Source organism: Pectobacterium parmentieri, from assembly GCF_001742145.1.
Classification (GTDB): Bacteria; Pseudomonadota; Gammaproteobacteria; order Enterobacterales; family Enterobacteriaceae; genus Pectobacterium; species Pectobacterium parmentieri.
This window is the reverse complement of record NZ_CP015749.1, coordinates 1,188,619-1,200,809: the sequence shown is the minus strand read 5'-3', so window position 1 is coordinate 1,200,809 and position 12,191 is coordinate 1,188,619. Positions and strand designations below refer to the sequence as shown.

Below are 12,191 nucleotides of genomic sequence, written 5' to 3'. Positions count from 1 at the left end.
TTCTGAAATCCTGTTTTTTAGCTTAGAAGAAGAACTTTAAACGTAGGCAAACGATTAACAATATACTTACGTCTGTAACAGGTAAGTTCAGGAGTCATTTTTAGATGGCAACGATTAAAGATGTGGCAAAACGTGCTGGCGTTTCCACCACAACCGTATCGCACGTGATCAATAAAACACGTTTCGTCGCCGAAGAGACTAAGGCAGCCGTCAGGGCAGCAATCAAGGAATTGCACTATTCGCCCAGCGCCGTCGCCCGCAGCCTCAAAGTTAATCACACTAAATCTATCGGCTTGCTGGCCACATCCAGCGAAGCACCCTATTTCGCTGAGATCATTGAAGCAGTCGAAAACAGTTGTTATGCCAAAGGTTACACGCTGGTGCTGTGTAATTCTCATAACGACATCGGTAAACAGCGCGCTTATCTCTCGATGCTGGCGCAAAAACGCGTCGACGGCCTGCTGGTCATGTGTGCCGAATACCCGCCAGAACTCTTGGGCATGTTGGAAGATTATCGCAGCATTCCCATGGTCGTCATGGACTGGGGGCAGATGCACAGCGATTTCACCGATACCATCATCGATAACGCCTTTGAAGGCGGCTATATGGCGGGTCGCTATCTGATTGAACGCGGCCATCGGGATATCGGTGCCATCCCAGGGATACAAGAGCGCAACACGGGGAACGGGCGCTACCTTGGCTTTTTAAAAGCCCTGAAGGAAGCCGACATCACCGTGCGCGATGAATGGGTCGTGCGGGGCGATTTTGAACCGGAATCCGGTTATAAAGCCATGCATCAGATTCTCGCGCAAAAACAGCGACCCACCGCCGTATTCTGTGGTGGCGACATCATGGCGATGGGTGCCATTTGTGCGGCAGACGAATTGGGGTTACGTGTACCACAGGACATTTCGGTGATCGGTTATGACAATGTGCGTCACGCGCGTTTCTTTACACCGGCACTGACTACCATCCATCAGCCGAAAGAGCGTCTGGGCCAATCCGCCTTCTCTATGTTGCTGGATCGGATTACCAGCAAGCGCGAAGATGCACACGTCATTGAAGTGCATCCGACGCTGATTGAACGCCGCTCGGTTGCCGACGGCCCGTTCCGCGATTATCGCCGCTAACCTCGGCGATCCAACATAGACCGATTTTCTTAATTCCTGCCTGCTTCCCTTGTCAGCTTCAGCCAATTTTCTTGTACGTTGGCTGAAGCAGATTTAAACTGAAAACTGCGTTTCACTTTCACTGATAACACCCCAAATAGCGATAGCCGCACGTAAGTAAGCGGATACGCGTTTTTTGCCAATGGGCAGATAACCACCTGCTTATGTGCAAATGTCTTCTTCATTTTTCTCTGGTGACAGCCGATACATCGGCTGCGGTAAGTGCTGTCCAGGTATGTTTTTCCATACTTTCACACGTGAAAAATTTAGGAGACATCATGGGTACACCTTATGCAAAAGAACAGCGTAGCCATACCTCGCCCTGGTTCAACATCATGCAAGACAGGTTAGCCACGGCGGATATCGCCATTAACGGCCCCCGCCCTTTTGATATCTGCGTCAACCACCCTGATTTTTTTAAACGCGTCTTGCAAAAAGGTTCGCTGGGATTAGGTGAAAGCTATATGGACGGATGGTGGGAGTGTGAACGGCTGGATATCTTTTTCCATCTCGTCCTACGCGCCGGGCTAAAGAATACACTCCCCCGCCGTCTGCGCGATCTTATGAGGATCGCCGCCGCTCGCGTCACGAATTTACAATCCCACCGACGCGCCCGAGTGGTCGGCGAACGGCATTACGATTTGGGTAATGACCTTTTTGCCCTGATGCTGGATCCTTACATGCAATATTCCTGCGCTTACTGGAAACAAGCGCAAACGTTGGAATGCGCGCAGGAAGATAAGCTCACCCTGATTTGCGAAAAACTTCAGCTCAAGCCCGGCATGTCTCTGCTGGATATCGGCTGCGGCTGGGGCGGGCTTGCTGAGTTCGCGGCACGTCGCTACGGTGTTTCCGTGTATGGCATCACCATTTCCAGGGAACAGCAGACGCTGGCACAACAGCGCTGTCAGGGGCTGGATGTCATCATTGCGTTACAGGATTACCGCGATCTCGATCGGCAATTTGACCGCGCAGTATCGGTAGGCATGTTTGAGCATGTCGGGCCGCGCAACTATGACAACTACTTTAGCGTCGTGCGGCGTAATCTAAAGCCAGATGGGTTGTTCCTGTTACATACCATCGGGGGCAACAAAACGGCCTCTTATAGTAACGATCCCTGGATGCATAAATACATCTTCCCCCACGGCTGTATTCCATCCATCCAGCACATTGCGCAGGCAAGCGAGCCTTACATGGTGATGGAGGACTGGCACAACTTCGGCACCGATTACGATCGCACATTAATGGCGTGGCATACGCGCTTTCAGCAAGGATGGCCCCAGCTTTCCACACGCTATACTGCCCGCTTCCGTCGGATGTTCAGCTACTATCTGAACGCGTGTGCCGGAGCCTTCAGAGCAAGAGATCTTCAGCTCTGGCAGGTCGTCTTCAGCATTAATGGCATTGACGGTGGATTACGCGTTTTGCGTTGAGAAGAAGAGGAACCGGATGAGCACATCCATCCGGTTTAACAAAATAGGCAACACAAAACTTAATCTTCGCTACCGAGTTCGCTCGCCTGCTTGCTGGCGAGCACACGCTCGACGGTATCCACCACGGCCTGAGTTTGTGGGTCGATTTCAATATTAATGCGATTCCCCAAACGTTTCTGCCCTAGCGTTGTGCGATTCAACGTTTCTGGAATTAAATGCACGCAGAAACGCCCGCGAGTCACCTCGCCCACCGTCAGGCTGATGCCATCAATCCCGACAAAACCTTTGTGCAGCACGTATTTCATCAGCGCTTCATCTGCCAGGCGGAACCAAATCTGGTGGTTGTTCTCTGAAACCTGGATCTTAACCACTTCCGCCGTACACATAATGTGGCCCGACATCACATGTCCACCGATTTCATCACCGAATTTCGCCGCTCGCTCAATATTCACGACATCGCCTTCATGAATATCCCCCAGATTCGTTAGCCGCAGCGTTTCTTTCATGAGATCAAAACTGACACGATCGCCATCAATAGCCGTCACCGTCAGGCAGCAGCCGTTGTGCGCCACCGATGCACCGAGCGTGAGCCCTGGCAGCAGGTCGGGGGGGAGTTGAACAACGTGAGTACGAAAATTGGATTTTTCTTCAATTGACACCACAGGTGCGGTGCCCTGAACAATACCGGTAAACATGCGGCTTGCCTCTTAAAAACAAAGAAATGACGCTGTGCAGTGTGCCCGATATTCCACGGAAAACCAAACCGGAATACCGCGCGTTAAACGCGATCGAAACCGCAGCGTAACAAAAAGAATATATTCTCTTTCATGCTGGTTTACTTTTATTAAGTCGTTACAATAACGCTCTCATTTTATTCTTGACGTTTTTCATATCCAGATTATTCATCCCGCTAGCAAAATTAAGTCATTCAAGGAAGGTATCCGTGCAACAGTATCTGACAGAAGCGCGTAAATTATCGGCGCTTGCTGTTCCTGTCATTATTGCGCAAGTGTCCCAAACATCAATGGGTGTGGTTGACACCATCATGGCAGGTGCTTATAGCGCCACCGATATGGCCGCCGTCGCAGTAGGGACGTCCATCTGGCTACCCGCCATTCTTTTCGGCCACGGTCTGCTGTTGGCGTTAACGCCTGTTGTCGCACAGCTTAACGGTTCCGGCCGTCGCGATCGCATCTCTCATCAGGTGCGACAATCGTTTTTCCTGGCCGCCATCATTTCTCTGCTGACCATGCTGGTGCTATATCAGGGTGAATATGCCATCAATCTAATGAGCACCGACTCACCGGAACTGGCAGCAAAAGCCATCGGTTATCTGCATGCATTGCTGTGGGGCGTTCCCGGCTATCTGTTCTATCAGGTGTTGCGCTGCCAGTGTGAAGGGCTGTCCAAAACCTATCCCGGCATGATGATTGGGTTCATTGGGCTGTTAATCAACATCCCGATTAACTATATCTTTATCCACGGTAAATTTGGTATGCCCGAACTGGGCGGCGTCGGCTGCGGCGTGGCTACGGCATCGGTTTACTGGATCATGATGCTACTGATGATGCTTTATACCCGACGCGCGTCCTGGCTACGCGATATCCGCCTTCATCGCCCGACATTCCGGCCAGATTTTACCGTACTTAAGCGACTGTTTGGCCTCGGTTTACCTATCGCGCTGGCACTGCTTTTTGAAGTTACACTATTTGCGGTGGTAGCACTGTTGGTGTTACCTCTGGGTGTCGTTGATGTGGCCGGTCACCAGATCGCCCTGAATTTCAGTTCACTGATGTTCGTTCTCCCGCTCTCGGTTGGCGTCGCCACGACTATTCGCGTCGGACACCGTTTAGGGGAAGGGTCGGTTGAAAACGCCCGCATTGCCGCGCACACCGGTATCATGGCCGGTGTGGCGTTAGCCAGTTGCACAGCAATTTTTACCACGCTACTGCGTGAGCCTATCGCCCTGCTCTACAATCAGGATCCTCTGGTAGTCGCGATGGCTGCTCAGCTCATGCTGTTAGCTGCCATTTATCAAATCTCCGATGCGGTTCAGGCGATCGGCAGTGGCATACTGCGCGGTTATAAAGACACCCGCTCGATTTTTTATATTACGTTTACGGCATATTGGGTATTGGGGTTACCGAGCGGCTATCTGCTGGCGTTGACGGATGTCATCGTGCCACGCATGGGGCCTGCGGGATTTTGGTGTGGTTTCATCATTGGCCTGACAGCCGCAGCCGTGATGATGGTGACGCGTATTCGTTTTCTTCAGCGTCAGCCCGCCGCGCGAATTTTGGCGCGGGCCGCCCGCTAGATAACGTTTCACTCTGTTTTCTACCCTAAATAATTCGAGTTGCGTGACACAACGCTAGCGTTTTGAACAACGCTCTGCGTTGACCCTTTAGGGCAAGGCTCATTTATGGCCTTGTAACGCGGCAACCGAGTGACAAATTCGTCGGGAACGAATTTGACCAGCCAACGGCTGGCCTTCGGTGAGAGACAGGAAGTCTCTCATTTCATCTCCAGGAGCTTATACAAATATGTGACTGGGGTGACAAATCTGCCGGGAGCAGACTTGAACGCTGCTTGCAGCTGCCCTTTAGGGCGAGGCCCACGATGGGCAGAGTATTTAAGAGCAACCAACGCACAAACAGCTTGAAGTATGGCGGGTATCGTCGAAAAAAACGACGGAATGGATACAAGCTCAGCAATCGCACCAGCAAGCACACAAAATTGCATTTTTCTTCTTGCCAGTTTTCCCCTTGCTCGCTACTATTCGCCCCGCTGTCAGACAGGCAGTCCGGTATCTAAATGCGTTCATAGCTCAGTTGGTTAGAGCACCACCTTGACATGGTGGGGGTCGTTGGTTCGAGTCCAATTGAACGCACCATTTTTTGTTTTCCCCTCTTTTATTCCTTGTGTATTCCCTATCCTTTGATGCAATAAACACCGTCATTCACGACAATTGGCTAGTTTATCTTTTTCACCACACCCACTTAAGTAACTAAAATAACCATTAAGTAACTAATTTCATACCTTTTGTGCACTTCTTTGTTTCATATGACCCGATTCAGCTAAAATTATTTAATAACCACGCATTATATAAGTGTATATAGCACTACGTTGGTATCCCTTATTTTTTACCTTTTAAAATCAGGATGTCAGGACACCGCTATGCACGATTATTTATATTTTTTGCTGGGTAGCTTCCCACTGTTGGTCATGATTGTTCTTATTCTCAAAATAAAGATACCTATTCACCATGCCGTACTGATTACGCTGGCGCTAACCGTCGCGATCGCCGCCCTATTCTGGCACACACCACTAAAAACGCTGGGGTTAGCGGCAAGCTATGGTGCTCTGAAAGGTCTATGGCCAATTGTCATCGTTATTCTGGGGGCCATATACAGTTATAACCTGATGCAAAAAACACGCAGCATGGATGTGCTTCGGGATGTCCTCGCCAGTGTCAGCGATGATAAACGTATTCAGGTGTTGCTGATCTCATGGTGCTTTGGTGGTTTCCTCGAAGCCGCAGCGGGTTATGGCACCGCGGTTGCGATCCCCATCGGCATCCTTATCGCACTCGGCTTCAACCCGATGAAAGCGGCCATCGCATCACTGGTCGCCAATACCGTTCCTACCGCTTTTGGTGCCGTCGGCATTCCAGTTTCTATTTTAGCGGAACAGGTTAACCTCCCGGTCACCACATTAAGCGCCACGGTTGTACTGCAACTGGCGTTATTCAACATTCTCCTCCCTTTTGTCATCATCGCAATCATCGGTGGCGGAATTAAAGCCATTCGCGGCGTGTTCGCTATTACGCTAGTGTGCGGCGTAACCACGCTGGTGCCGCAGTATATTGTGGCCGTTCATCTTGGTGCCGAATTGCCCGCTTTTGCAGGCAGCTTAGTCAGCCTGATAGCTGTCACGTTAATGGCAAAATGCCGTAAAAAAGAGGCCGAAACGGCCTATCTTATCGACAGTGCACAGCGCACTTCCCTATCAGGGTATTCCGCCAGTCAACTGCTGCGCGCCTGTGCGATTTATATCCTGATTTTTACCTTTATTCTGCTGTGTTCGCCGCTGTTCCCCGCCATCAAAGGCGTCGTCTCTCAGATCGCTTCCGTCATTCCGTTTTATCTGACGGATACACAGGTGCTGAAGTTGAAGATCGACTGGATTGCCACTCCCGGCGTCCTGATCATCATCGCCAGTCTGTTAGGCGGTTTTATACAGGGTGCGAAGTTGGGGACCATGCTGAATGTCTTTGTCAGCACAATAAAACAACTCAAGAATTCGATTATCGCGATTACCGCCATCGTCGCCATGGCGACGGTGATGGATGTCAGTGGACTGATCGCCACGTTGGCACAAACCATGGTAGACGTCACCGGAGGGAGCTATCTGTTTATTGCCCCCGTGATTGGGGCGTTGGGCACGTTCGTCACTGGTAGCGACACCAATTCCAACGTGCTGTTTGGCAAGCTACAAACCATGGCGGCGGAAAAGCTGCATGTCGATCCTGTCTGGCTGGCGGCGGCGAATACCGCAGGAGCCACCGGCGGCAAGATGATATCGCCACAAAGTATCGCGATCGCGGTGTCGGCAACGCGCATGGAAGGGCAAGGCAGCGCAATCATGTCCGGTACGCTGAAGTATTGCGGCGTCTACATCATCATTCTCGGGCTCAAGGTCGGCCTGGTCTACTACCTGTTTATGGCCTGATGTAACAATAAAAAAATCCATCTACATTGAGTAATGGGAGTCTGTCGTGAATGTTAATTTTTTTGTTACCTGTATTGGTGACGCTCTGAAATCCCGTATGGCACGTGATTCCGTACTGCTACTGGAGCAGTTGGGTTGCCACGTACACTTTCCTGAAAAACAGTCGTGTTGCGGGCAACCGGCCATCAATGGTGGTTATATCAACAGTGCCATTCCCGGGATGAAAAGCGTGATTGCCGCGCTGGAAGATAATGACGACCCGATCATTTCTCCCGCCGGTTCCTGTATGAACGCCATCCGTCACTATCCTGAGTATCTGGTCGATGAACCTGAATGGGTACTGCGTGCCGAACGCGTCGCCGAACGCATGAAAGACCTCACCTCGTTCATCGTCAATACGCTTGGTGTGACGGATGTCGGTGCACGTCTGTCAGGGACTGCGGTTTATCACCCCTCCTGTAGCCTGTTTCGCAAATTGGGCGTGCGCGAAGAGCCCATCGCGCTGCTCAACCACGTTCAAGATTTGCATTTACTGCCGTTTAAAGCCGAAGAAACCTGTTGCGGCTTCGGCGGTACGTTTTCGGTGAAGATGGCTGAGATTTCCGGCGAAATGGTCAAAGAAAAAGTCAGCCACATGATGGACGTCAAGCCCGACTACCTGATTGGCGCCGATGTCAGTTGTCTGCTCAATATCGGTGGTCGAATGCAACGTGAAGGCCACCCGGTCAAGGTGATGCACATCGCCGAAGTCCTGATGAGCCGCTAAGGAGAGGATATGAGCCTAAAAACCAGTGATGTTAAATTCAAGGATCGTATTCAAACCCAGATTCACGATCCCATCATGCGTAAGGCGGTTGCCAATGCGCAGGAACGTATCAGCGCAAATCGTCAGAAAATGGTCGACGAGTTAGGCCATTGGGAAGCGTGGCGCGATCATGCCGCCCAGATCCGCGAGCATGTCATTAACAATCTCGACGCTTACCTTTACCAGCTCTCGGAAAAAGTAACGTCCAACGGTGGGAAGGTTTATTTCGCCAAAACCAAGGAGGATGCTACCCGTTACATTCTTCAGGTTGCTCAGGCCAATAATGCCAAAAAAGTCGTCAAAGCGAAATCCATGGTCACCGAAGAAATCGGCATGAACCACGTCTTGCAGCAGGCGGGGATTGAGGTTATCGAAACCGATCTGGGCGAATATGTTTTGCAATTGGACCAAGACCCGCCTTCGCATGTCGTCGTTCCTGCAATCCATAAGGATCGCTACCAAATCCGCAAGGTACTACACGAAAAACTGGGCTATGACGGTCCGGAAACACCGGAAGCCATGACGCTGTTCATTCGTCAGAAGATTCGTGAGGATTTTCTCAGTGCAGAAATCGGCGTAACCGGCTGTAACTTCGCGGTGGCGGAAACCGGCTCGGTGTGTCTGGTCACCAATGAAGGTAATGCGCGCATGTGTACCACGCTGCCAAAAACGCACATTGCGGTGATGGGCATGGAGCGTATTGCTCCGACCTTTGAGGAAGTGGACGTATTGATCACCATGCTGGCGCGTAGCGCGGTCGGCGCGCGTCTGACCGGTTACAACACCTGGCTGACGGGGCCACGGGAGGCGGGACATGTTGATGGGCCGCAGGAATTCCATCTGGTGATCGTCGATAACGGCCGTTCACAGATTCTCGGCTCGGCGTTCCGCGATATTCTACGCTGTATCCGCTGTGGTGCCTGCATCAATACCTGCCCAGCCTATCGTCACATCGGTGGACACGGCTACGGCTCCATTTATCCTGGTCCGATCGGCGCAGTCATTTCCCCCTTGCTGGGCGGCTATCAGGATTTCAAAGAACTGCCCTATGCCTGCTCACTCTGCACCGCCTGCGATACCGTGTGCCCGGTCCGCATCCCCTTATCATCACTGATTCTCAAGCACCGGCGTGTCATGGCGGAAAGCGGAATCACGCCGAAAGCCGAACAGCGCGTGACGAAACTCTTCAGCTACGTCAACAGTCACCCGAGGCTGTGGAAGGTCGGTATGATCGCCGGTGCTCATGCCGCAGGCTGGTTTATCAAAAACGGTAAAACGCCCATTGAGATAGGTGCCATCAGCGAATGGACTGAAGCACGCGACCTTCCGGATGCTGACGGTGAAAGCTTCCGCAGTTGGTTTAAGAAACATCAGGCAAAAGGAGGAAAATAATGGAAAACCGAGATAATTTTCTGGCCGAGATTGCCCGTCAGCTTGGCCGCAAGGTGCGCCATATTCCTGCTCCGCTACCCAGGCCAGCAAGCCATCATGCCCGCACCCGATTAACCGATCTAACCGTACAACAGCGTTGTGATGCGTTTATCGATGTCGCCACTAACGTCATGCTGGCACACTGCGAAATCACCAGTGAAGCTGACGCAGCGCAGGCTGCGCTCCGATTGTGCGATAAATACGGCCACGCGCCCGTTATCATCAGCGACGATCGGCGTTTAGCAGCATTAGGGATCACCGCGTGTTTGCAGCGTGAGTGTCAGGCCAGCGTATGGGATCCCAGCGTGGGAGAAGAAAACCTGCGGCTGGCGGAGCAAGCCAAAGTCGGCGTAGTTTACGCGGAATATGGCCTAACCGAATCAGGCGGTGTGGTGCTATTTTCCGCACCACAACGAGGACGCGCCGTCAGCCTGTTGCCGGAGTCTTCTCTCTTTGTACTACGCAAAAGCACATTGTTACCTCGTATCGCTCAGTTGGCGCAGCACCTACATCACATAGCGCAACAAGGCGAGCGTATGCCATCGTGCATTAACATTATTGGCGGCCCGAGCTCCACCGCCGATATTGAACTGATCAAAGTGGTCGGCGTGCACGGGCCGATCAACGCAGCCTATCTGATCGTTGAGGACTGTTAACACTCGGGCAGGCGGCCTCATTTCGCCGCCTGCTAACAGCATGGAAAATTTCATCACTCTTCGGCCAGTATGATTGCCAACAATCTATCAATATGGCTTTGCATGGTATCCAGACTTGCGACTGGCAATGTCACGCCACTGAACAACAGCGGTAGTTCTGTACACCCCAGAATTACCGCGTCGATACTATTTTCCTTTTTCATACGCTGCACAATATCGATAAAAATCTCCCGCGTCTCAGGGATAACAATACCGTGCTCTAATTCGGTCGTTATTTTTTCATCAATCAGCGCTATCGTTGCGGCATCGGGTGTAATCACCGCCATTCCACTCTCACGGAATGGTTTCTTGAAAAAGTCTTCCTCCATCGTGAAACGCGTGCCCAGTAAACCAGCCCTCGTAACACCCAATCGCAGAGCATCATCACGGGTGGATTCGATGATGCTGATTAGTGGAACGGTGGCCTGTTTTTGTAGTTCATCAAATACAATGTGTGGCGTATTTCCGGTTAATGCGACGACACCCACACCCGCAGCGGTCAGGTTGTTTATGCCTGCCATCAGATACTCGACCAGTGCCCCATAATCCTTGTTACGACATAGCGTCAGCACGTCAAACACGTTCAGGCTTTCTATCGTCAGGTTCGGGAAAAAGTGAGCACCAACCCGGCGTTGCGCTTCATACACCAGTTTACGATAGTAGAGCAGCGTAGATTCCGGCCCGATACCACCGATAAGTCCCAGCTTTTTCATCCTTCCTCCTTAGCAACTCGCATCACTATTTTGCGCCTGCGCTACTGCTGCTTCCGGCGCTGTGTCGTGGTTTCACCGCCAACGCCCCAGTTATCCATATCGACTTCATCAATGATGACAACCGTCGTCGCTGGATTCTTGTTTAACACTCTGGCAAGCAGTTGCGTCACTTCGCGGATGAGTTCGCTTTTCTGTTCTGTTGTCGGCGCTTCTGCACCACCGGTCACTTTGATATTTACATAAGGCATGTTTCTCTCCTGAGTCATCAATAGGGTTGAGTCATGTTAGAGAAAAGCGATATTCTTTAAAATTGAAAAGAAATGAACATACCATTCTGTTTTGGAGAAAATGTGGAAGTTGTCGATCTAAAAACGCTCATCGCACTGGTCGAGCAAGGCGGGATTACGCAGGCAGCCAAAACGCTGAATCGCGTGCCGTCCGCCATTACCACTCGTCTCCAGCAGCTTGAGAGTTCTCTGGGCGTTGCACTTTTCCTGCGCGAGAAAAAGCGCTTTATCCTTACGCCGGAAGGTCGCTCGCTGTATGACTACGCCAAACGGATTGTCGAACTGGTCGATGAAGCTGAATGCCACGTCAGGCACCGCGTTCCGGGTGGAAAATTTCGGCTTGGTGCGCTCGACAGTATGGCGGCAACACGCCTTCCCGCTCCGCTTGCCCGGCTCCACGTCCAAAACCCGACGCTAGAACTAGAACTTTCCACGGGAATCAGCAAATGGCTGCATGACGCGCTACTCGATAATCGACTTGATGCAGCATTTCTCGCCGACGCACCGCCGGACGACCGTCTGGAACGTCTAGCCGTTTTTGAAGAAGAATTGTTCATTATTGCGCCCGCCGGACAGAAAGCTATTCATACGCCGGATGATATTCGCAATGGCACCGTGCTCGCTTTCAGCGATGGCTGTTCGTACCGCGATCGTTTGCTTGGCTGGTATCAGACACACCACCGCAAACCGCAGCGTATCGTCGAGATGACGTCATACCACGCCATTCTCAGCGGCGTTGCGGCAGGTATGGGCATTGGCATCATCCCTGCCATGCTGCTTACCCTATTTCCCGATCGTTCGCTGATTGGTACACACGCCATTAACGGTGTCGAAAACCGGATTGTCACCGAGCTACTCTGGCGTAAAGGCATGCGCTCTGCCAACCTTTCCGCCCTGCTTGCCTGTCTGGAGAAATAGCGTAAGCCG

11 protein-coding genes and 1 tRNA gene are annotated in these 12,191 nt (G+C 51.7%); 9 read left to right on the top strand and 3 right to left on the bottom strand.

Going from position 1 to position 12,191, the window contains the following annotated elements; translation table 11 throughout:
* The first annotated feature begins 104 nt into the window (after positions 1-104).
* Together purR and cfa are read left to right on the top strand one after the other, a co-directional pair.
* Positions 105-1,130: an HTH-type transcriptional repressor PurR gene (purR, locus tag A8F97_RS05335; RefSeq protein ID WP_014700292.1), complete on the top strand. Its 1,026-nt coding sequence runs from the start codon at positions 105-107 to the stop codon at positions 1,128-1,130.
* A gap of 317 nt (positions 1,131-1,447) precedes the next feature.
* Positions 1,448-2,602 (top strand): cyclopropane fatty acyl phospholipid synthase, encoded by a 1,155-nt coding sequence (gene cfa / locus A8F97_RS05330; protein WP_033071627.1) that lies wholly within the window; start codon positions 1,448-1,450, stop codon positions 2,600-2,602.
* A 59-nt stretch (positions 2,603-2,661) separates the two neighbouring features.
* On the opposite strand, the gene A8F97_RS05325 is transcribed toward cfa, so the two are convergent.
* Complete coding sequence (locus tag A8F97_RS05325; protein WP_014700294.1) at positions 2,662-3,297, bottom strand: riboflavin synthase; 636 nt, start codon at positions 3,295-3,297, stop codon at positions 2,662-2,664.
* 248 nt (positions 3,298-3,545) lie between these two features.
* Between A8F97_RS05325 and A8F97_RS05320 the strand changes: the two genes are divergently transcribed.
* The 6 genes from A8F97_RS05320 to A8F97_RS05290 all read left to right on the top strand — a co-directional run bounded on the left by A8F97_RS05320 (position 3,546) and on the right by A8F97_RS05290 (position 10,225).
* Entirely contained in the window at positions 3,546-4,919 is a 1,374-nt protein-coding gene (locus A8F97_RS05320) for an MATE family efflux transporter (RefSeq protein WP_014700295.1), read from the top strand.
* 499 nt (positions 4,920-5,418) lie between these two features.
* A tRNA-Val gene (locus A8F97_RS05310) sits at positions 5,419-5,495 on the top strand.
* Between the two features lie 284 nt (positions 5,496-5,779).
* Positions 5,780-7,333, top strand: coding sequence for an L-lactate permease (locus A8F97_RS05305; protein WP_033071628.1), 1,554 nt, complete (start codon positions 5,780-5,782; stop codon positions 7,331-7,333).
* Between the two features lie 46 nt (positions 7,334-7,379).
* Positions 7,380-8,099, top strand: coding sequence for a (Fe-S)-binding protein (locus A8F97_RS05300; RefSeq protein ID WP_014700297.1), 720 nt, complete (start codon positions 7,380-7,382; stop codon positions 8,097-8,099).
* A 9-nt stretch (positions 8,100-8,108) separates the two neighbouring features.
* The gene (locus tag A8F97_RS05295; RefSeq protein WP_014700298.1) at positions 8,109-9,530 is read left to right on the top strand and encodes a LutB/LldF family L-lactate oxidation iron-sulfur protein; all 1,422 of its coding nucleotides are present in this window, start codon (positions 8,109-8,111) and stop codon (positions 9,528-9,530) included.
* Positions 9,530-10,225 carry a LutC/YkgG family protein gene (locus tag A8F97_RS05290; RefSeq protein WP_033071629.1) on the top strand — a complete coding sequence of 232 codons (696 nt, stop codon included), beginning with the start codon at positions 9,530-9,532 and terminating at the stop codon, positions 10,223-10,225. Before A8F97_RS05295 ends, A8F97_RS05290 begins: the two co-directional genes overlap by 1 nt.
* 53 nt (positions 10,226-10,278) lie before the next feature.
* Here A8F97_RS05290 and A8F97_RS05285 read toward each other — a convergent pair whose 3' ends face one another.
* Positions 10,279-10,977, bottom strand: coding sequence for an aspartate/glutamate racemase family protein (locus A8F97_RS05285; protein WP_014700300.1), 699 nt, complete (start codon positions 10,975-10,977; stop codon positions 10,279-10,281).
* A 41-nt stretch (positions 10,978-11,018) separates the two neighbouring features.
* Positions 11,019-11,225, bottom strand: coding sequence for a tautomerase family protein (locus A8F97_RS05280; protein WP_014700301.1), 207 nt, complete (start codon positions 11,223-11,225; stop codon positions 11,019-11,021).
* A gap of 102 nt (positions 11,226-11,327) precedes the next feature.
* Between A8F97_RS05280 and A8F97_RS05275 the strand changes: the two genes are divergently transcribed.
* Positions 11,328-12,182, top strand: coding sequence for a LysR family transcriptional regulator (locus A8F97_RS05275; RefSeq protein WP_014700302.1), 855 nt, complete (start codon positions 11,328-11,330; stop codon positions 12,180-12,182).
* Positions 12,183-12,191 lie beyond the last annotated feature (9 nt).